General features: G+C 66.8%; 10 protein-coding genes and 3 pseudogenes. 6 read left to right on the plus strand and 7 right to left on the minus strand.

The window, feature by feature from the left end; translation table 11 throughout:
- Positions 1-93 precede the first annotated feature (93 nt).
- Positions 94-1,100: pseudogene (locus BW981_RS13375) on the minus strand (iron ABC transporter substrate-binding protein).
- A gap of 336 nt (positions 1,101-1,436) precedes the next feature.
- On the opposite strand from BW981_RS13375, the pseudogene treZ reads away from it, so the two are divergent.
- Both treZ and treY read left to right on the plus strand, forming a co-directional pair.
- Positions 1,437-3,218, plus strand: a pseudogene (treZ, locus tag BW981_RS23400) (malto-oligosyltrehalose trehalohydrolase); the annotation flags it as partial.
- A gap of 75 nt (positions 3,219-3,293) precedes the next feature.
- Positions 3,294-6,017, plus strand: a pseudogene (treY, locus tag BW981_RS23255) (malto-oligosyltrehalose synthase); the annotation flags it as partial.
- Between the two features lie 141 nt (positions 6,018-6,158).
- Here the strand turns inward: treY and glgB are convergent.
- From glgB to BW981_RS13395, 3 genes are read right to left on the minus strand one after another with little or no spacing between them, the layout of a single operon-like run.
- Positions 6,159-8,357, minus strand: a complete 2,199-nt coding sequence (gene glgB, locus BW981_RS13385) for a 1,4-alpha-glucan branching protein GlgB (protein ID WP_210188668.1) — start codon at positions 8,355-8,357, stop codon at positions 6,159-6,161.
- Positions 8,354-11,635: a maltose alpha-D-glucosyltransferase gene (gene treS, locus BW981_RS13390; protein ID WP_076440295.1), complete on the minus strand. Its 3,282-nt coding sequence runs from the start codon at positions 11,633-11,635 to the stop codon at positions 8,354-8,356. Before treS ends, glgB begins: the two co-directional genes overlap by 4 nt.
- A 14-nt stretch (positions 11,636-11,649) precedes the next feature.
- On the minus strand, positions 11,650-14,874 hold the full coding sequence (locus tag BW981_RS13395; RefSeq protein ID WP_244560321.1) for an alpha-1,4-glucan--maltose-1-phosphate maltosyltransferase: 3,225 nt from the start codon (positions 14,872-14,874) through the stop codon (positions 11,650-11,652).
- 181 nt (positions 14,875-15,055) lie between these two features.
- Here BW981_RS13395 and ybaK point away from each other — a divergent pair, with 181 nt between their 5' ends.
- Both ybaK and BW981_RS13405 read left to right on the plus strand, forming a co-directional pair.
- The gene (gene ybaK / locus BW981_RS13400) at positions 15,056-15,529 is read left to right on the plus strand and encodes a Cys-tRNA(Pro) deacylase (protein WP_076439971.1); all 474 of its coding nucleotides are present in this window, start codon (positions 15,056-15,058) and stop codon (positions 15,527-15,529) included.
- A gap of 208 nt (positions 15,530-15,737) precedes the next feature.
- Entirely contained in the window at positions 15,738-17,360 is a 1,623-nt protein-coding gene (locus BW981_RS13405) for an ABC-F family ATP-binding cassette domain-containing protein (RefSeq protein WP_076439973.1), read from the plus strand.
- Between the two features lie 34 nt (positions 17,361-17,394).
- Here the strand turns inward: BW981_RS13405 and BW981_RS13410 are convergent, their stop codons facing one another.
- From BW981_RS13410 to BW981_RS13420, 3 genes are all read right to left on the minus strand, one after another.
- Positions 17,395-18,588: a sensor domain-containing diguanylate cyclase gene (locus BW981_RS13410; RefSeq protein ID WP_076439975.1), complete on the minus strand. Its 1,194-nt coding sequence runs from the start codon at positions 18,586-18,588 to the stop codon at positions 17,395-17,397.
- Between the two features lie 137 nt (positions 18,589-18,725).
- Positions 18,726-19,319 (minus strand): class I SAM-dependent methyltransferase, encoded by a 594-nt coding sequence (locus BW981_RS13415; RefSeq protein WP_076440299.1) that lies wholly within the window; start codon positions 19,317-19,319, stop codon positions 18,726-18,728.
- A gap of 391 nt (positions 19,320-19,710) precedes the next feature.
- On the minus strand, positions 19,711-20,466 hold the full coding sequence (locus BW981_RS13420; RefSeq protein WP_076439977.1) for a Crp/Fnr family transcriptional regulator: 756 nt from the start codon (positions 20,464-20,466) through the stop codon (positions 19,711-19,713).
- A 187-nt stretch (positions 20,467-20,653) separates the two neighbouring features.
- Here BW981_RS13420 and BW981_RS13425 point away from each other — a divergent pair, with 187 nt between their 5' ends.
- A complete protein-coding gene (locus BW981_RS13425; protein WP_139333758.1) occupies positions 20,654-20,935 on the plus strand; it encodes a hypothetical protein in 282 nt (93 codons plus the stop codon).
- Positions 20,936-21,056: 121 nt separating this feature from the next.
- Entirely contained in the window at positions 21,057-21,968 is a 912-nt protein-coding gene (locus BW981_RS13430; protein ID WP_076439982.1) for a transglutaminase family protein, read from the plus strand.
- The last annotated feature ends 3 nt before the right edge of the window (positions 21,969-21,971 follow it).

Consider the following 21,971-nt stretch of genomic DNA (forward strand, 5'->3'; position numbering starts at 1 on the left):
TCCAGGGACAATGAAGCGGTCATGGGAAAAGCTGCGTGCGAAGGCCTTTCGCGCGCAGCCCCGGCCGGAGCAACCGGTTCAGAGAAGGCCTGTTCAGAGAAGGCCTGCCGCCGTCATCAGCTCGGTCACCTTCTTGCTGTCGAGCTGGGAGGGCTCGACCTTCGGCGCGTCGAGCTTGGAGATCGGCTCGAGCTTCGGGTTGGAAGCCTCGCCATTGCCGATGGCATATTCGAAGGAATCGCCCTCGCGCAGCACGGCCTGGCCTTTCCTGCCGCTCATCCACTTCACGAAGGCCTCGGCCTGCTTCTTGTGCTTGCTGGACTCCAGCACGCCCGCGCCGGAGGTGCTGAGGAAGGCGCCGGGATCCTGCCACGGAAGTAGTGCAGCCCGACATTGCCGCTGTTCTCGCCGGTCTTCGCCTGGTCGCCGAAGTAGTAGTAGTGGTAGATCACCGCGCCCTCGACCTCGCCGGCGTTCACCGCCTTCATGGCGACGCTGTTGCCGCGATAGGCGCTTGAATTCGCCTTCATCGCCTTGAGCCAGCCGGCCGTGGTCGGCTCACCCTTGAGCACCAGCAGCGCCCCGACGATCGCCTGGAAATCGGCGCCCGAAGGCGAGGCGGCCCAGCGCCCCTTCCATTTGGCATCGGCCAGATCGAGCATCGATCCGGGCAGGTCGGCTTCCTTCAGCTTGCGCTTATCATAGGCGAAGACCGTGCTGCGCGCGGCGACGCCCGTCCAGCGACCGCTGGCGGGGCGGAACCGGGCGGGCACCTGGTCGAGGATGTCCTTGGGCAGCTGCGCGAACAGCCCGGCCTTCTCGACCAGCACCATGGCCGGCGAATTCTCGGTGACGAAGACATCGGCGGGAGAGGCCGCGCCCTCCTGCACGATCTGGTTGGCGAGCTCGGTATCCGACCCCTTGCGGAGCGTGACCTTGATGCCGGTCTCCTTGGTGAAGCCATCGGCCCAGGCCTGGGTCAGGCTGGCATGCTGGGCGTTGTAGACCGTGATGCCGTCCTGGGCTCGCGCACCGCCGGCGACAGCGAACGTGGCTGCGAGCACGCAGATGCGGACAGCAAGTGACGCGTAAGGCTTCATGGCGATTTTCTCCCGCCGGGGCAGTTCGTGAGACAAGGCGGGCTTTAGATGCCGGTGCGGCGAGGCTGTCAATTATTATCGCCTACTTTATAGTTATTTGAAACAATGACCCTTCGAGGCAGATCGAGCTGCGCCTTTGTCTCGAGGTGCGGCCGCGAACGGGTGATCGTTCCTGCGCCCGGCCACCCTAGCGGACGGCAGCCTCCTGCCTCCTGCGTGACGGGCCAGGCCCAGCCGGAGAACGTTCCCGGGCGCTCGCCTCTGATTGCTGCCGCACCGAGGAAACTCTTTTTCGCCGCCATGCGTTGAGCCGTCGCCCCTCGCACGGATCCTTGCATGCAACGCTTTCACGAAATGCCCTTCGGTGCCCTTTTGCAGCCGAACGGCGTCGATTTTCGCCTCTGGGCTCCGTCGCTCGCCTCGGCGCGCCTCTGGACGCCGGAAGGTGAGTTCGAGATGGAAGCCGATGGAGAATGGCACCGCCTTTTCCTGGAGGGGGCCAAGGCCGGGCAGCCCTATCGGTTCCGGGTGAGCGACGATCTCCTCGTGCCGGATCCGGCGTCGCGCTTCCAGGCGGACGACATCGACGGGCCCAGCCAGGTTCTCGATCCGCGCAGCTATGCCTGGAGCGACGGCGACTGGAAGGGACGGCCCTGGGAAGAAGCGGTCATCTACGAGGCGCATGTCGGCACCGCGACGCCCGAAGGGACCTTCACGGCACTGGCGGAGAAGCTCGATCAGCTTGCCGGTCTCGGCATCACGGCGGTGGAGCTGATGCCCGTCGCCGATTTCCCGGGCTCGCGGAGCTGGGGCTATGACGGCGTTCTTCACTACGCGCCGGACCACGCCTATGGCTCGCCGGACGAGCTGAAGGCGCTGATCGACCGGGCCCATAGCCTCGGGATCATGATGCTGCTCGACGTGGTCTACAACCACTTCGGACCCTCTGGAAACTACCTCCCCACCTATGCCGGGTCGTTCTTCACCGAGAGGCACCAGACGCCTTGGGGCGCGGGGATCAATTTCGACGGACGCGCGTCGTCGACCGTCAGGGACTTCTACGTCCACAACGCGCTCTACTGGCTTGAGGAATACCATTTCGACGGCCTGCGCTTCGACGCGGTGCACGCCATCGCCGACGACAGCCGGCAGCACTTCATCGCCGAGATCGCCGCACGCATCCGGGAAAAGCTGCCGGCCAGGCAGGTCCATCTCGTGCTCGAAAACGCGGCGAACGAGGCCCGCTGGCTGGAGCGGAAGGATCGCATGCCGGTGATGCACACGGCCCAGTGGGCCGACGATATCCACCATGTCTGGCACCGCCTCGTCACCGGCGAGAGCGACGGATATTACAGCGACTACGACGATCCCGTCGCACGGCTCGGCCGCTGCCTGGCCGAGGGTTTCGTCTATCAGGGCGAGTTTTCCGAGCATGAGGGGGCGCCGCGCGGCGAGCCATCGGACCATCTCCCGCCTTCCGCCTTCGTCGCCTTTCTCCAGAACCACGACCAGGTGGGAAACCGCGCCTTCGGCGAGCGGCTGAACCATATCGCCGAGCCTGAGAAACTTGCTCTGGCCCGGGCCGGGCTGCTTCTCGCGCCGCAGATTCCGCTGATCTTCATGGGCGAGGAATGGGCCGCCTCGGCGCCCTTCCAGTATTTCGTCGATTTCACCGACGAGGAGCTGGCGAAGGCGGTGCGTGATGGGCGCCGGCGCGAATTCGGCGGCTTCGGCGCCTTCAAGGACGAGGCGGCACAGGAACGGATCCCCGACCCCACTCTGCAGGCGACGGTGGATCGATCGACGCTGGACTGGAGCGAGGCGGAGAAGCCGCCGCACCGGGAGGTGCTGGCGCAGATCCGGGACCTGCTACGCATCCGGCACGCTTCGATCGTCCCCCTCACCGCGAGCGGGTTCGAAGGAGCCCGCTGGTCCGAGCCGGCCCCCGGCGTGCTCGATGTGCAATGGCGGTTCGCCGCCGGCACATTGCGTTTCGTCGCCAATTTCGGCGATGGCACGGTCGAGCTTCCGGCGGAGGATGGCCAGCGTCTCTGGGCCAGCGAGGGAGTCCTCGTTGCCGAGACGATCGCCTTGGGGCCATGGACCGGCGCCGTGCTGGCCCATGAGGGCCACTCCGGCCAGCGGCACGAGGACGGGGCGACGGCGCTCGCCGCGCCCGTCCCGCGCGGGACCTATCGCCTGCAATTCCACCAGGGCTTCACCTTCGAGGACGCCACCGCGATCGTGCCCTATCTCGCCCGGCTGGGCATCAGCCATGTCTATGCCTCGCCCATCCAGACGGCGCGGCCCGGCTCGACCCATGGCTACGACATCGTGGACCACCGGACGATCAACCCGGAACTGGGCGGAGAGGCCGGCTTCATCCGCCTCTCCGACACGCTGAAGGCGCATGGGCTCGGTCTGTTGATCGACATCGTGCCGAACCACATGGGCATCGGCGGCGCCGACAACGCCTGGTGGCTATCGGTCATCGAATGGGGCCGGCTTTCGCCCCATGCCGCGGCCTTCGACATCGACTGGGAGCGTCTCGGCGCCAACGGCAAGCTCGTCCTGCCCTTCCTCGGCAAGCGCTATGGCGAGGCCCTGGAAGACGGCGAGCTGACGCTGACCTTCGAGCCGGAGGAAGGCGGCTTCAGCATCTGGCACTTCGAGCAGCGCTTCCCGATCAGCCCGCTGACGTATCCCATCGTTCTCGACCGCATCCTGATGCTGGCGGAGAGCACGGAGCCGGCCTTCCGCGAGGTTCTCGCGATCTCGGCGCGGCTGCGGATCCTGTCGGAAGCGCCGGCCGGCGCGCAGCAGGCCGGCCTCGTCCAGGACTGCGAGGCCCTGAAGCAGCGGCTGACGCAGGCCTTCGAGAGCTCCGCGGCGATTCGCAAGGCGACGGAGCGGGCCGTCGCGCTGATCAACGGCGCCGCCGGCCTGTCCGACAGCTTCGACACGCTCCACCGCATCCTGGAGATGCAGAGCTATCGCCTGGCCTACTGGCGGGTCGCGGCGAGCGACATCAACTACCGCCGCTTCTTCGACATCAACACGCTGGCGGGGATCAGGGTCGAGGAGCCTGAGGTGTTCGAGCGCACGCATGCGCTCATCCTCGAGCTGGTGCGGGAGGGCCGCATCCAGGGCTTGCGGATCGACCATATCGACGGGCTGGCCGATCCGGAGGCCTATCTCCGCGCGCTGCAGGCGCAGGCGGGACCCGGCTTCTACATCCTGGCCGAAAAGATCCTCGGCCGTGGCGAAACCCTGCGCGCCTGGCCGATGTCCGGCACCACCGGCTACGACGTCCTGAACGTCATCGACGGCGTGCTCGTCGACCGGTCGTCGAAGCGGCGCATCGAAGCGGATTATCGCAGGGTGACGGGCGAGCAGGCCTCCTACCAGGCCATGCTCCACCGGGCCAAGGGCGAGGTGCTGGATGGCAGCTTCGCCAGCGAGCTTGAGGTCGTCGTCTCCGATCTCGCCCGCATCGCCGCAGCCGACAGGCGCAGCCGCGATTACACCGCGCATGCGATGCGCCGCGCGCTGACCGAGATCATCACGCATTTCCCGGTCTACCGGACCTATATCGTCGAGCAACCGGCGCCCGAGGACCGGGCGCTGGTCGAGGAGACCGTGGCGACTGCGATCGCCTCCAGCCGCCTCCCCGACCATACCGTCCACGCCTTCATCGCGCGCGCACTGCTCGGCGAGATCTCCGGCGACGGCGAGGCGGCGGAGCCGCTGACGCGTTTCCGCCGCCGGTTCCAGCAGCTGACCGGGCCGGTCACAGCCAAGAGCGTCGAGGATACGCTGTTCTACCGTTATGGCGCGATGCTGGCGCTGAACGAGGTCGGCGGCGAGCCGGACGGTTTCGGCTTCTCGCTGGAGGAGTTCCATGCGGCGAATGCCGAGCGCGCCAGGTCCTGGCCGCATGGGATGATCGCAACCGCGACCCACGACACCAAGCGCGGCGAGGACGGCCGGGCCCGGCTGCTGGTCCTGAGCGAAATGCCGGATCGCTGGCAGGAGGCGGCCGAAGGCTGGCAGACGATCAGCCCGGACATTGCGGCTTCGGACGCGATGCCCGATGCCAATGATCGGCACATCATCCTGCAGCAGCTGCTCGCCTCCTGGCCCCTGGCCCTGCTGGAGCAGGACGACCAGCGGGAGCTCGATGCCTTCCGCGAGCGGATGCAGCAATGGGCCGAGAAGGCGCTGCGCGAGGCCAAGCGCCGGACGAGCTGGGTCAATCCGAAGGCAGACTACGAGGCGGCCACCAAGACGCTGATCGCCAACGCCCTGAAGCCGGGGAGCCCATTCCTGCAGCGCTTCCGGCCGCTGGCGGGCGAGCTCGCCCGCCGCGGCATGCTGAAGAGCGTGGCCCGGACCGTGCTGAAGCTGACTCTGCCGGGCGTTCCGGATTTCTATCAGGGCACGGAATTCTGGGACTTCTCCCTGGTCGATCCGGATAATCGCCGGCCGGTGGATTACGGGCGGGCGGAACGGGCTCTCGACCAGGGAGCCTCCCTCGACGAGCTGCTGGCGTCATGGCCGGATGGGCGGATCAAGCAGCGCATCGTCCACATCCTGCTGGAAGAGCGCGCGGCATCCCCACGGCTCTACGCCGACGGCGACTACCGGACGGTCGCCGTCGAGGGCGAGGGCAGCGCGGCGCTGCTCGCCTTCGAGCGGGTCTGGCGAGAGGAGGCGGTGCTCGTCATCGTCCGCCGATCGACGCAGGGCGGGGAGTCCGCGGAGGCGACCGCTGTTCGGGCACGGGATGGCCGATGGCAGGATCTGCTCACGGGCAGGGCCGTCATGGTCGAAGGCGGCCGCGCGGCCGTCGCCGGTCTCCTGGGCATCCTGCCGGTGGCCGTGCTGCGGCAGAGCCCGGGCGGAGCAGGCGCCTAGATCCGATTGTCCTGTCAGGGGCGGGCTTCCATCATCCGGGCGAGCCTCGAATCCGCGCTGATCCGGCTCTATCGTCGATTGTTGCGCGTGGCGGGACATCCCGACAAGCCCGGGAGCGGTCGCCGCGCGCCGGTCCATTGATTAGCCGGCTTCTTCAGCCGTGAACATCAGCGCGGACAACGGCGGGACGATGATCTCGACGAAGGCCGGCTCGCCTGCGAACGCTTCGCCCTGCGCATGCACGGCGCCGCCATTGCCGAGACCTGTGCCGCCATAGTCCGCCGCATCACTGTTGAGGAGCTCGCGCCATTGTCCGTGATGCGGCACACCGATGCGGTAATTCCAGCGTGGCACCGGCGTCATGTTCACGACGACCAGCACCGGCTTTTCGCCTGGCAGGTGACGCAGGAAGGCGTAGACGCTGTTCTGCCAGTCGTCCTGGACGAGCCAGCGGAAGCCCTGCGGCAGCGAGTCCGTCGCATGCAGCGCCGGCACCTCGCGATAAAGGCGGTTCAGGTCCCTGACCAGCGACTGAACGCCGCGGTGACGGTCGTCTTCCAGCAGATCCCAATCGATCTCGCCGTCATGGTTCCATTCCCGCCGCTGCGCAATCTCCCCGCCCATGAAGAGCAGCTTCTTGCCCGGATGGGTCCACATAAAGGCGAGATAGGCGCGCAAACCTGCGAATTTCTGCCAGTCGTCGCCCGGCATCTTCGTCAGCAGCGAGCCTTTCCCGTGCACGACCTCGTCATGGGACAGGGGCAGCACGAAATGCTCGGAGAAAGCGTAGACGAGCCCGAAGGTGATCTCCTGGTGATGGTGGCGGCGGTGGATCGGATCGCGCTCCAGATAATGCAGCGTGTCGTGCATCCAGCCCATGTTCCACTTGTAGGAGAAGCCGAGCCCGCCGTCGTCGACGCTCCGGGTCACGCCCGGCCAGGCCGTCGATTCCTCGGCGATGACGATCGCGCCCGGCGCCCGCTCGGCGACGATTATATTGAGCCGGCGCAGAAACTCGACGGCCTCAAGGTTCTCGCGTCCGCCATGGATGTTGGGAACCCACTCGCCCGGCTGGCGGCTGTAGTCGCGATAGAGCATCGAGGCGACCGCGTCGACGCGCAGGCCGTCGACATGGAAATGCTCCAGCCAGTACAACGCGCTCGCGATCAGGAAATTGGCGACCTCGCGACGGCCGAAATTATAGATCAGCGTGTTCCAGTCCTTGTGGAAGCCCTCGCGCGGATCCTCATGCTCGTAAAGGGCCGTGCCGTCGAAGCGGGCGAGGCCGTGGGCGTCCGACGGAAAATGCGCCGGGACCCAGTCGACGATCACGCCGATGCCCTCGGCATGGCAGGCATCGACGAAAAGGGCAAAATCCTCCGGCTCGCCGAAGCGCCGGGTCGGCGCGAACAGGCCGAGCGGCTGGTAGCCCCACGACCCGGTAAAGGGATGTTCGGCCACCGGCAGAAGCTCGATATGGGTGAAGCCCATCCCCTTGGCATAAGGGACCAGGCGTCGTGCCAGCCCGCGCCAGTCCGGTATCTCGCCATCAGGCTCGCGCACCCATGAGCCGGGATGCAGCTCGTAGATCGAGATCGGCGCGCCCTGGCTTTGGCGGCCTGCGCGCTCGGCCATCCAGCCTGCATCCATCCAGTCATGCGAGGCCCGGCGCGGCACGATCGAAGCCGTGCCTGGCGGCAGCTCCGCAGCGCGGGCCACCGGATCGGCCTTCTGGGGCAGGAGCTGACCATGAGCATCGACCAGCTCGTATTTGTAGAGCTCACCACTCGCGAGACGGGGAACGAACAGCTCCCAGATGCCGGTCTCGCCCCGGCGGCGCATCATGTGCCGGCGGCCGTCCCACGCATTGAAGATTCCGACGACCGAGACGCGCTGCGCGTTCGGCGCCCAGACGGCGAACCGAACACCGGGGATACCGTCGATGGTCACCGGATTGGCGCCGAGCGCATCGGCGAGCTGGTAGTGATGGCCCTCGCCGAGCAGATGGAGGTCGAAATCGCCCAGCAGCGGGCCGAAGGCATAGGCATCCTCGATGACCTGCTCGCCGCCCGGCCAGGCGATGACCAGCCGGTAGGAGCCGGGCCCCAGATCGCCCGCGAAGACGCCCTCGGGCTCCATCGCGCGCAAGCCGACATCCTCGCGATCCGCCTGGCGGATGGCGACAGACAGGGCGCCCGGCACGAAGACCCTCAGATAACGCCCGCGCGGACCCTGATGGGGACCCAGCACGGCGAAGGGGTCGCCGAGTCGCCCTGCGGCGAGTGCAGCGCCCGTGGCCATGTCCAAGGGGGGAACACGGTCGATCGTGGCTTCCATCATGCGGTGTCCTTGCCGGGCAGCAGTCGATCCAGCAGCTGTGTCAATCCGAGCAGCGGCACGGCGAGCCAGTCGGGCCTGTTGCTCACCTCGTAGCCGATCTCATAGGCCGCCTTCTCGATCATGAAGAGATCAAGCAAGGCCGCCTCGTCTTCGCTGTGTGCGGCACCGACGGCCTCGCGATAGGCCTCGACCAGCGCTGCCGGCATCATCTCCCGGAAGCGGGCGGCCAAAGCGTCGTAACGCTCCTCGCGCCCGGCTGCCGCTCCGAGCCGCCGGCCGGAGGCGATGGCATAATCCAGCGAGCGCAGGATGCCGGCGACGTCGCGCCAGCCGCTGTCCTTGCCGCGGCGTTCGGCCAGAGGCTGGGCCGGCTCGCCCTCGAAATCGATGATCATGACGTCGCCGCTGGCGACGAGCACCTGGCCGAGATGGAAATCACCGTGGACGCGGTGAAGCAGGGCACCCTCGCCACCGCCGCACAGATCCGCGACAAGCGCGAGCAACGCCTCGCGACGGGTGAGCACGGCGTCGGCGAGCACCTGGTCGTCGGGGGCCAAGGTCTCGCGATGACGCTCCAGCCCCTCGCAGGCATTCTCGATCCGGGCGGTGATGCGTTGCAGCCAGCGCTCCACCTGGTCGCTTCCGGCGCGAACGGGCGTGAAGGCCTCGTCCGCGCTGTCCTGCGCCAGGACGACATGCATCTCGCCGAGCCGGCGTCCGAGCGTGCGCGAAAAGGTATCATAGGTCGCGAGCAGATCATGGAGCTCGTGATCTTCGCGGGCCATCTCGTCCCGCGACCGGCCGATATAGGACATCGTCCATTCCCAGGCATCGCCCTCGCCCGGAATGAAGGCCTGGACGACGGCCATCACCTCCTCGTCGCCCTCCGCAGGCGCATGGACGATCTCGCCGAGCAGAGCCGGTGCATTGGCGAAGCCACGCTCGGTCAGGACGCGCGTCATCTCGGCCTCGGGATGCTGCCCCGGCGCGAGCCGCCGGAACAGCTTCAGCATCACCTTGTGGTCGACGATGACGGAGGAATTCGACTGCTCGGCGGAGAGCCAGCGGACGGTATCCTCCGGAGCGACCGTGATCGCATCGAAGGCAGGCGTGGGCCGGAAGGACACCTCGCCCGTCGAGCTCTTGAGCGAGCTGCCCTGCTTCAGCAACCCGAGCAGATCGTGGATGAAGCCGGGCAGGGTGAAAGCGTCGGTCAGATACCCCATGCGCCGCCCCCGCCGGACGCGGGCCAATGCGAGCTGCTGCGGCAGCGCAGCCGAGACCTGGTCGTCCCAGTCGATGCCGAGCGGCAGCAGGTACCGGTCCGTTCCCTTGGGGTGATCGGCTTCGACGGCGACGAGCGCGGTCTCCTTGCCGGTGCCAAAACGGGCGGTGAAGGCGACGCGGGCGCTGGTGAGCTGCTGGTCCTTTGTCGCGAACCAGCGGCGCTTGACGAGGTAGGGCGGGAGGATGCTGGTCTCGAACTCGCGCCGGTATTGCGGCGTGATCATCTCGTCGGGACCGCCTCTCAGGACGAAGGTGACGAAGTCCGGCATCGGCTCGGGTGCCTGCGTATGCCAGGAGGGAACCTGTGCGTCCTTCGCCAGCACGAACCAGTAGAAGCCGTAGGGCGGCAATGTGAGCAGGTAGGTGAGCTGGCCGATGGCGGGGAAGATCGCGTTGCCGAGCATCTCGACGGGATGCTGCCCGGCGAATTCCGACAGGTCGAGCTCGAAGGCCTGCGCCGAGCGGGACAGGTTCGCGACGCAGAGGATCGTCTCGCCGTCATGCTCGCGCAGATAGGCGAAGGCCTTGCGGTTCTTCGGGTAGAGGAAGCGCAAGGTGCCGCGGCCGAAAGCCTTGTGCTCCTTGCGGACGGCGAGGATGCGCCGCGTCCAGTTCAGCAGCGAATGCGAATCGCGCGTCTGCGCCTCGACATTGACCGCGTCGAAGCCATAGAGCGCGTCCATGATCGGGGGCAGGACGAGACTGGCGGGGTCGGCCTTCGAGAAGCCGCCATTGCGGTCCGGCGACCATTGCATCGGCGTGCGCACGCCGTCGCGGTCGCCCAGGAAGATGTTGTCGCCCATCCCGAGCTCGTCGCCGTAATAGATCACCGGCGTTCCCGGCATCGACAGCAGCAGGCTGTTCATCAGCTCGATCCGGCGGCGGTCGCGCTCCAGCAGCGGCGCGAGGCGGCGACGGATGCCGAGATTGATGCGGGCGCGCTTGTCGGTGGCGTAGAAGTTCCAGAGATAGTCCCGCTCCTTGTCGGTCACCATCTCCAGCGTCAGCTCGTCGTGGTTGCGCAGGAAGATCGCCCATTGGCAGTTCTCCGGGATGTCCGGGGTCTGCCGCATGATGTCGGTGATCGGGAACCGGTCCTCCTGCGCGATCGCCATGTACATGCGCGGCATCAGCGGGAAGTGGAACGCCATGTGGCATTCGTCGCCCTCGCCGAAATAGGCCTGCGTGTCCTCCGGCCACATATTGGCCTCGGCGAGCAGCATGCGGTCGGGATAGGCGGCGTCGAGCTCCGCCCTGATCTTCTTCAGGATGTCGTGGGTCTCGGCCAGGTTTTCGTTCGAGGTGCCGTCACGCTCGATCAGATAGGGCACCGCGTCAAGGCGCAGGCCGTCCACGCCCATGTCGAGCCAGAACCGCATGACTCCGAGCACCGCCTTGAGGACGGCGGGATTGTCGAAATTCAGGTCGGGCTGGTGGGAATAGAAGCGATGCCAGAAATAGGCTCCGGCGGCCGCATCCCAGGTCCAGTTCGAGCGCTCGGTGTCGAGGAAGATGATGCGTGTGCCGGAGTAGAGCTGGTCGTTGTCCGACCAGACGTAGAAATTGCGGTGCGCGGAGCCTGGCTTGGCGAGCCGTGCCCGCTGGAACCAGGGATGCTGGTCGGAGGTGTGGTTGATCACCAGCTCGGTGATCACACGCAGCCCGCGCTCGTGAGCGGCCTTGATGAAGCGCTTCACGTCCGCGATCGAGCCATAGTCCGGGTGGACGGCCTTGTAAGCCGAGATGTCGTAGCCGTCGTCCAGGCGGGGAGACGGGTAGAACGGCAGCAGCCACAGCACATTGACGCCGAGGCTGACGATATAGTCGAGCTTCGACATGACTCCCGGAAAGTCGCCGATGCCGTCGCCGTTGGCATCGAAAAACGACTTCACATGCAGCTGATAGATGATCGCGTCCTTGTACCATTGGGGGTCGCGGCCATCGGGGTGCGGGCCCGTGGTCACGCCTTCGGTGGTCTCGGCAAGCTGCATCGGCGCGTTCACAATCAAAATCCCTCAGGCGGAACGATGCGCCAGATCGCAAAGGGCAGGATCTGGGGGTCGAGGCGGATGGCCTGCATCTTGCCGTGCCAGTCGAAGCGATGACCGAGCATCAGGTCCTCCACCGCGACCGATGCATGGTCAGGCAGGCCGAACTCCCAGAGCGGCACCTCGATCTGGGCTTCGTGCGCGGCATGCGGATCGAGGTTGATCGCGACGAGGATCATCTCGCCACGCTGTCCTGCCCGCTTGCCAAAATAGAGGATGTTGTCGTCCCAGGCGTTGTAGAAGCTCAGGCCGAGATGGCTTTGCAGCGCCGGGTGGTTGCGCCTGATGCGGTTCAGGCTCGTGATCTCGGCGACGATATTGCCGGGGGCCTGCCAGTCGCGCGGCCTGATCTCGTATTTTTCGCTGTCGAGATACTCTTCCTTGCCGGGGATCGCCGCGCTCTCGCACAGTTCGAAGCCGGAATAGACGCCCCACAGCCCCGACAGCGTCGCCGCCAGCGCTGCCCGGATCAGGAAGCCGGGACGGCCCGAGTGCTGCAGGAAGACCGGATTGATGTCCGGCGTGTTGACGAAGAAGTGGGGCCGGAAGATCTCGCTGGCCGGCGCCGCGTTGAGCTCCGTCAGATATTCGGTGATCTCGGCCTTGGTGTTGCGCCAGGTGAAGTAGGTGTAGGACTGCGAGAATCCGACCTTGCCCAGCCGGTACATCACCTTGGGCCGGGTGAAGGCCTCGGCCAGGAACAGGGCACCGGGATCGCGCGAGCGGATATCGGCGATCAGCCATTCCCAGAAGGGGAAGGGCTTGGTGTGCGGATTGTCGACGCGGAAGATCCGGACGCCGTGATCGACCCAGAACTGAACGGCGTCCCGCAGCGCCAGCCACAGATCGGGGATCGCGCCCGGCCCGTAGAAATCGACATTGACGATGTCCTGGTATTTCTTCGGCGGGTTCTCGGCGTAGCGCATCGAACCGTCGGGCCGCCAACTGAACCAGTCCGGATGCTGCTTCAGCCAGGGGTGATCGGGCGAACACTGGATCGCGAAATCGAGCGCGATCTCCAGCCCGTGACGCTCGGCCTCGGCAACCAGCATGCGGAAATCGTCCAGCGTCCCGAGTTCGGGATGGACGGCGTCATGTCCGCCATCGGGAGAGCCGATCGCGTAGGGACTGCCCGGATCGTCGGGGGCCGGCGTCAGCGTGTTGTTGCGTCCCTTCCGGTTGGTCTTTCCGATGGGATGGATCGGCGGGAAATAGAGGACGTCGAACCCCATCTCGCGGATGGCGGGCAGCCGGCCGGCCACGTCGCGGAAGGTGCCGTGGCGGTGCGGCGTGTCGGTGATCGAGCGCGGGAACAGCTCGTACCAGCTCGAGAATGCGGCAGCCTCCCGGTCGGCCTCCACATGATAAACCGTCTCGGAGCCGGTGGCATGCTGCTTTGGATCCGACGCGGCCATCGCTGCGGCCAGTTCCTGCGAGAGCAGAAGCGCGGCGCTCTCCTCGGGATTGCCGCCGAGCCGCGAGAGATGATCCTGAAGGACAGCGCGCGAGCCTCCCGCCGCGGTAGCCAGGAATTTGTCCAGGAGCAGCCTTCCCTCCGCGACCTCCAGGGTCAGGTCCAGGCCGGCGGCCTGCTTCTTGGCGAAATCCCGCCGGAAGGTGCCGAACTCGCTCCACCAGGCCTCGATCGCGAAGTCATGCCGTCCGATGTCCAGAAGCGGAAACTCCCCCTCCCAGCGGTCGTTGACGACATGGTGCATCGCGGCCCGGGTCCATTCGCCCGGACCGGCAGGCCGCCATAGCAGCGCGGCCTCGAGCACATCGTGCCCGTCGCTGAAGATATCGGCAGTGACCGCCACGCTGTCGCCCATCCGGCGCTTCACCGGAAAACGACCGCCATCGATCATCGGACGCACATTCTCGATCGCGATGCGCGCTGCCGCAAGCTCCGGCCGGCCTGCAATCGGCACGGCGCCATCGGGCTCGCCCGGCCGCGCCGCGACGAGCGGCATCACCTGGCCGGAAGCGGGAGGTAGCGCGCCGCTGGACGTGCCATCGCCCGGCGCCGCGTCGACAGCGGCCGCGCGTTCGCGCCAAGCAGGTTCTGCAAGGTTGATCGGATCGCGATTGATCTGGACGAGATGCCCGGCGCCGGTGCCCGCCTTGCGCAGGACGACGCTCCTGTCCTTCGCGAGCAGGAGGGGGCGCTGTCTGGGATAGCGTGCCCGTTGGCTCTCGAATGAGGCAGCCTCCGCGTTCGTGGCCCGGATCGCAGGCCGCCGGTCGAGGCCGCCCTGCCGGGCAGCCCTGTCATCCTCCCGCCGCGCCGAGGCGAAGGGGGTGTCGAGGCCGAATTCGAACCCCATCGGCATCATCCAGCCATCGGCCAGCAGGGCGGCATCCGCGACCAGAAGCTCGCGCTCCCGGCTGGCATCGAGGGGCGAGCGCGCCGGCGAGCGTGTCGCGAAGGGGTCGGACGGAAAGCCGATCAGCCGGCAGAGGGGAGCGAGCGCGTCGTACTCCTCCATGAGCCAGGTCTCGGACCCGCTCCACCACGCCACGGAGGAGGGAAGGAAGTCGAAGATCTCCGCAGCGGCCACCTTGGAACCCCGCGGGACTTCCGGGAGCCAGCCGAACGCCTCGAAAGACCGTCCCGCGCCTCGCGCCGGCGCGAGGATGGCCTTCCAGACGTGCAGCGGGATGGCATTTCCCTCGTGGCAGCGGACGCCGGAAACGCCTCGCGCCTGCCAATCCAAAAGGCGCCGCCCCCAGAAGGCCGCAAACTGCGGATGTTCGGCAGCGGCTTCGAGGGTATCGGTCGACGAGATGGTGCGGGGGTCCAGCGCGCGCGCCACGGCCGGTGCAAAAAACTCCCGGACCTGAGCAGCGAGCTCGCCTTTGGCGGAAACCCGGGCGACGGCGAGGTCGAGCCATAACTGCAGGCCGGCTTCGGCGCAGAGGCGCGCGAGCCTCTCCAGAGCCTCGCCCGCATCCTCGCCGGCGAAGGCATCGAGACTGTTCGTGGCGAGCAGATCCTCCGCGGACCCGAAAGGCCAGCCCAAGAGCAGATGAGTGAAACCGAGTTCTGCCGCCTCGGCAACCACCTCCGGCCAGTCACGCGGGTCGGCAAGCCACGGATGTGCATAATAAATCCGAGGATTCTTGCCATGATGGCGCGGCCGTTCGCGCTGAATTGTCTGCTGATCAGAGGCCGCTTCAGCCATATCGCCTATCCCATGAGTTCCCTGGGACAACCGCGACCTTGCAGAGGGGTTCCTTCTTTTCAGCACGTCTCGCGAGCCACGGCTGCCGAAACCTTCGTGGCGAGGGCGGCCCATTGATCTTTCAGGAGACTCTGGGCAGGAAGCCGGCGCTGACTTTTCCCTGCACAGGCGACCCCGAACCATGGCGCAGACGACCGCCGCCACCCTCGCGCTGAAGCGCCTCGGCATCCTCTTCACGCTTCACGACTACGCCTACGATCCCAGTGCCGCTCGCGTCGGGCTGCAGGCGGCCGAGGCGCTGGGCGAACCGCCACGCCGTGTGCTGAAGACGCTGATCGCGCAGGTCGACGGCAAACCCGTCTGTGTGGTTCTGGCCTCCGACCGCGAGGCGAGCATGAAGAAGGTCGCATCCGCCTTCGGCGGCAAGTCGGCCGCGATGACACCGGTGCCGGATGCCGAGCGGCTGACGGGCTACAAGGTCGGCGGCGTCAGCCCCTTCGGCCAGAAGCGCAAGCTGCCCACGATCATCGACGAGGCCGCGCTTGCCGAAGACCTGGTCTACGTCAATGGTGGGCAGCGCGGCCTGCAGATCAGGCTCTCGCCGGCCGACCTGCTGCGTTGCGCCGATGCCCGCGGCGCGGCGATTTCGGCCTGATCGCGCCCGCGCGCCACCTTTCCGAAGCCTGCGTGATCGCGTAGAGCCCTCTCAACAGATCGGATGCCTTCCGTCATTGCGAGGAGCGCAGCGACGAAGCAATCCAGGGGACCGGGTCGACCCTTGACCCGGTCCCCTGGATTGCTTCGCTTTGCTCGCAATGACGGGATTGGCGGCCATCCCCTTCCTCCAAGGTTCCCCCATTTCCATGATCCGCCTCGAAAACATCAGCAAGCAGAACGGCAAGCAGATCATCTTCATCGAGGCGTCGGCCGGGCTGCTCAAGGGCGAGAAGGTCGGGCTGGTCGGCCCGAACGGCGCCGGAAAGACGACGCTGTTCCGCATGATCACCGGCGAGGAGGCGCCCGACGAGGGTGTGGTCTCGACCGATCGCGGCATCACGATCGGCTATTTCAGCCAGGATGTCGGCGAGATGGCCGGCCGCAGCGCGGTCGCCGAGGTGATGGACGGGGCCGGCCCGGTCAGCGCGGTCGCCGCCGAACTCGCCGAGCTCGAGGCGGCCATGGTCGATCCCGACCGGGCCGACGAGATGGAGGACATCATCGCCCGCTATGGCGAGGTGCAGGGGCGCTTCGAGGAACTCGACGGCTATGCGCTGGACGGGCGCGCCCGCGAGGTGCTCGCGGGTTTGGGCTTCAGCGAGGAGATGATGGAGGGCGATGTCGGCGGGTTGTCCGGCGGCTGGAAGATGCGCGTCGCACTCGCTCGCATCCTGCTGATGCGGCCCGATGCGATGCTGCTGGACGAGCCTTCGAACCATCTCGACCTCGAGAGCCTGATCTGGCTGGAATCCTTCCTCAAGAACTATGACGGCGCGGTCCTGATGACCTCGCATGATCGCGAGTTCATGAACCGCATCGTCGGCAAGATCATCGAGATCGATGGCGGCGCGCTCACCACCTATTCCGGCGATTACGAGTTCTACCAGCAGCAGCGGGCGCTGGCCGAAAAGCAGATGCAGGCGCAGTTCGAGCGCCAGCAGGCGATGCTGGCCAAGGAGATCGCCTTCATCGAGCGCTTCAAGGCCCGCGCCTCCCATGCCGCGCAGGTCCAGAGCCGGGTGAAGAAGCTCGACAAGATCGAGCGCGTCGAGCCGCCGCGCCGGCGCCAGTCGGTCGCTTTCGAGTTCCAGCCGGCGCCGCGCTCGGGCGACGACGTCGTCAGCCTCAGGAATGTCGGCAAGGCCTATGGCAGCCGCAGCATCTATGAAGGGCTGAATTTCCAGATCCAGCGCAAGGAGCGCTGGTGCGTGCTCGGCGTCAACGGCGCCGGCAAGTCGACATTGCTGAAGCTCGTCACCGGCACGACCACACCGGACGCCGGGACGGTGAATATGGGGGCCAGCGTCAAGCTCGGCTATTTCGCCCAGCATGCGATGGAAGTGCTGGAGGGCGACCGCACCGTCTTCGAGACGCTGGAGGACCGGTTTCCGCAGGCCGGCCAGGGTTCGCTCAGGTCGCTGGCCGGCTGCTTCGGCTTCTCGGGCGACGATGTCGAGAAGCGCTGCCGCGTGCTGTCCGGCGGCGAGAAGGCACGTCTCGTCATGGCCATGATGCTCTACGATCCGCCGAATTTCCTGGTGCTGGACGAGCCGACGAACCATCTCGACATCGCGACCAAGGAAATGCTGATCACCGCGCTCTCGAACTACGAGGGCACGATGCTCTTCGTCAGCCACGACCGGCATTTTCTCGCGGCGCTGTCGAACCGGCTGCTGGAGCTGACGCCGGAAGGCATCCATGCCTATGGCGGCGGCTATACCGAATATGTCGCGCGCACCGGCCAGGAAGCGCCGGGCCTGCGGAGTTGAGGCGCCGGGCCGGCACACGCCGGCCGACGCGCCTTCAATGCAGCCGCTGCAGTCCGGGGCCCGCGCTCCCGCCCTCGATCAGCGCGTTCTGGCCCGCGATGACGCACAGCGCCTTGCCGCGGGACTTCGCCTCGTAAAGCGCCGCATCGGCCGCATTCATCAGGGCCGCGAGATCGGTGCCGTGATCCGGCGCGAGGGCGATGCCGACTGAGGCGCCGATCGCGATGTGGTGCCCGCTGTCGAGCTCATAGGGCTTGGAGATTTCGCGCACCAGGCGATCGCCCAGCTTCTGCAGCTGCGCGCGCTCGGTCTGCTCGGAGAGCACGACGAACTCGTCCCCGCCGATGCGGGCGGCCGTGTCGGCATTGCGAACGAGGGCGCGCAGGCGTTCGGCGACGAGTTGCAGCAGCGCGTCGCCGGCCATGTGGCCGTAACTGTCGTTGACGATCTTGAAGCCGTCGAGGTCGAGATAGATCAGTGCCAGCCGGCGGCCTTCCGGCGCGGCCGCGAAGCGGGTGCTGAAGGCCCTGCTCAAACCGGCGCGGTTCGACAGGCCGGTCAGCATGTCGTGACGGGCGTGGAAGGCGTTCTCGCGCTCCGCCCGCATGGTCGAGATCAGCATCGCGTTCAGCTTGTAGGCGGCGACGGTCATGCTGAAGAGATAGAAGGGAATCTGCATGAAGGTGACCAGCATGATCGGCTGGTCGACGAAGGGCGCCGCCAGGCAGCAGGGCCCGAGCGTCAGTGCGATCATCACCCCGACCATGCGCGGCGCCCCGAAATTGCGGAAGCAGATGCCGCCCACCATTGCGGCCGCCGACAGGCAGGCCAGCGCCCCGACCACCCAGTCGCCGCTGGTCAGGCTGAGGAACGTGCCGGCGCCGATGCCCGAGGCCCAGGCAACGCCCAGCAGGAGATAGATGTCCGTGGGAGTGGACAGCCCCCGCTCGGCCCGGCTCCGCGCGCTCGACAGCACGAGCAACCGGACGACGCAGCAAAGAACCTCAAAGGCGCACCAGAGTTGGAACGGCAGCGTCGGAATGCGCCAGGCGATCAGGAACGACACAGCCACCGAGTTCAGCACGCCGCCGGCGAAGATCGGCAACGTGCCGAACAGGCTCCCGATCAGCGCAGTGCGAATCTCGCTGGGGACGTCCGGGCCGGCATCGACGAGCCAGCGCGTCACGCGCCAGCGCGGCAAGCTGAAACGCAGGGCTGCACCACTCATCGGCGGTTTGGACTCCGGCCGATGTCAAGGCAAGCCAGAAGGCTGATCGGCTAGGTGGTGGCTAGCCGAAGGGGGTTACGATTCTGTGTGGATCGGCTGCGGTATTCGCAAGACAGGCCGCGCCGCGCAAGGCTGCGTCAATTCGCCTGCCGGTAGACCCAGACGCGCGCCGGCGGGATGTTGCGCAGCACCCAATCCGAGACGAAGGCCTTGAGCCCGGAACCCTTGCGCGGGATCGGCGAGATCACCGAATAGGTGAACTGGATGAAGGGCGCGCCCTCGACCATCAGGGGAAAGGCCTCGCGCGCCAGCGCCGTACGCGTCGCCGGCGGCCGGTTGAACAGCGGCAGGCTGGACACCAGCGCGATCGCCTTCTCCTCCAGATGGCCGGCGAGGGTCGTGGAGAGGGCGTAGGCATCGCCTTGCACCACCGTGGCGCGCGGAAAGCGCTTGCGCAGCAGATCGCAGAATTCCGGGCTGTACTCGACCAGGACGAGGCGCTCCTCGCCGATGCCGCGCTCGATCAGAGCCTCGGTGACCGGGCCGGTGCCGGGGCCGATCTCGATGACCGGGCCGGGTTTCTGCGGATCGACGAAGGAGGCCATGCGGCGTGCGAGGGCCGGGCTCGACGGCGTGACGGAGCCGGTGCGCAGCGGATCGTCGATCCAGGATTTGATGAAGCGGGCCTCGTCGCCGAGCTTGGCCTTGGCCTCGCTGACGCGGCTCCTCAGCTTCTGCGTCTTGTTGCGGACCTCGCTCTCGACCTTGTAGCGGACCGCCGCCACCTTGAGCCTGGCCTCGGCGACGCTGTCGACCAGATCGGCGGCCGTGACGCGAACCTCGCCCTCGAGCCTGCTGCCCACGCGCGACTGCCCGAGGCGAGCCGCGATCGAAACCGCGCGCGGCGGACGATGTCGTGTCGTCGAAGCCATATCATTCCTCGGCGCCGCGAGAGTCCCCCTCGGCGCAACGCAACGTTACCTTCGCGGCATATGGGGTCAAGTCGGCCCGCGCGCCAAGTGTTTTCGCAGGCATCAGGCGGTTTCGCAAAGCGGGCGGTGCTCGTCGAAGCGCCCCGCTCGGCGGGTCGCAAGACGTTCACGTGGGGGACGGGCTCTGCCGTCAGATCAGCGGGCGAACGCCGGCGGGGCGATTGTAGATCGCCGCCATATGGGCAGTCAGCCGCGGGTTGAGCAGCGTCAGGCGCCCGCCCGACAGCGCAAAAAGCCCAGCCTTGCGCAGGCGCGACCATGTCTTGCTGGTGTGAACGAGCGAAAGGCCGAGCGCGTCGGCGAGCTGCTGCTGCGAGAGCGGGAACTCGAAGCTGCCTTGGCTGACCAGTCCCAACGCATCCGCCCGATGGAAAAGGGTGATCACGAGCGCGGCGATCCGCTCGCCGGCATTGCGTTGGCCAACCGAGGTCAGATTATCGTCGACCATGCATTCCTCGCGCGAACCGAGCCAGGACAGCTCATAGGCGAGGTTCGGCATCTTGACGAAGAGATCCCAGATCCGCTTGCGCGGGAAGGTGCAGACCTCGACCTCCGTCAAGGCCTCGATGCCATGCTCGGCAGCCGACAGCAGCGAGGCCTGCAGGCCGACGAGATCGCCAGGCAGCAGGAAGTTCAGGATCTGCCGGCGCCCGTCGGGCAGGGATTTGTAGCGGAAGGCCCAGCCGGAGAAGAGGGTGTAGAGCTCGGCATCATCCTGACCGGGATGGATGATGTCGCTGCCCGCCGGAAGGATGCGGTGATCCGTCTTCATCGCCTGGATGAAGCGGATTTCATCGTCCGTCTTGTCCTTGAAGGCAGGCTTCAGACGCAGGGGACAGGCGAGGCACGGTGTGCCGACACGTCCATGCCGCATCATCTGGTTCATCACGCAAGCCTATCCCCCGAGCCGCCACCCCGAAGGCGACGGCATCAACGACGCTTATTCCTATAGCATGGTCCCGCTGCCTCCACGAGCGCCCGGCAATGGCTGCCCAAGGGAACCTTTGGCGGTTTCGCGGCGTTTTTCCGTCATGAAAGCCGGCCAGGAGGCCGGCGAGCCTTGGGAGACTGACATGCTGAACCACAGCTTCGCTCCGGCCAAGCGCGCCCTGATCTTCTTCGGATGCATGGGAGCGGTCGTGGGTGGCCTGACCCTCGGCTCCGCCTTCCAGATTCCGACCGACGAGAGCTCGACGACCGTCGCGCTGGCACGAGGCGCCGACGCGGTGCCGGCCGGAGCGCAGTTCGCCGCCGTCAATCGCTCCGACCAGACCGAGAGCGCCGCCAAGCGCGCGATTCCCAGCCCGTCCCAGCAGGCGATGGCCGAGCAGAGCCGCACGACAATTTTGCGCTGACGGAGCGGAACACGAGCGTCCTTGCGGCGTTACCCTCCCGCGCATCCTCGCGCTCCACTTCAAAGCCGCCTCACGGCGGCTTGTTTTTTGACCATTCGGACGGCTTCATCGCGGAACGACCATGTATCTGCGCATCCGCCACGCGACGACCTATCGCTACACGCAGCCCGTCTCCTTCGGCCCGCACCGGCTGATGCTGCGGCCGCGGGACAGCTTCGACCTGCGCGTCGTCGATACCGCGCTCAGCATTTCGCCGGCCGCCGAACTGCGCTGGCTGCACGATGCCTATGGCAACCCCATCGCGGTCGCGGAGTTCTCCGAATCTTCGGATACGCTCGACATCATCAGCGAACTGACGCTCGAGCGCTTCGGCCCGGCGCTGCCCCACACGCGGATGGCTCCCGAAGCCGTCCTGACCGGCTTGTCCTACAGCGACAGCGAGCAAGCCGTGCTCCAGCCTTATCTCGACCCCGCCGCGGCCGATGCCGATCGCGTGCTGGAGCGCTGGCTTTCGGACTTTCGGCAGCGCGCCGACCAGGGCTCGGGCCATCTGCTGCGCGACCTCGCGCATGAGATCAATGTCGGACTGGGCTATTCCGTGCGCTACGACGAGGGCACGCAGCATCCGGCCGATACCCTGCTTTCAGGTCGGGGATCCTGCCGGGACTATGCCTGGCTTTTCATCGAGATGGCCCGCCGCCTCGGCTTCGCAGCCCGGTTCGTGACCGGCTATATCCAGGACCTCACGCCTGATGCGGCCGGGCTGGTTTCGCCGATCGGCCTGACCCATGCCTGGGCGGACGTGTTCATCCCGGGTGACGGGTGGATCGAATTCGACCCGACGAACGATCTCGTCGCCGACCGGCAGCTGCTGCGTGTCGCCGTGGCGCGTGTTCCCGACGACGCTTCACCGGTCGCCGGCAGCTTCACCGGGCCGGCGGGATCCTTCATCGGCCTCAGCGTCGGGGTTTCGATCGAGCCCATCCCCGGCCCGGCCGAAGAGCCGCTGTTGCCGGCCTCGTCGGCCGCCTGAGGC

Source organism: Allobosea sp. TND4EK4 (genome assembly GCF_900156025.1).
In the GTDB taxonomy this organism is placed as follows: domain Bacteria; phylum Pseudomonadota; class Alphaproteobacteria; order Rhizobiales; family Beijerinckiaceae; genus Allobosea.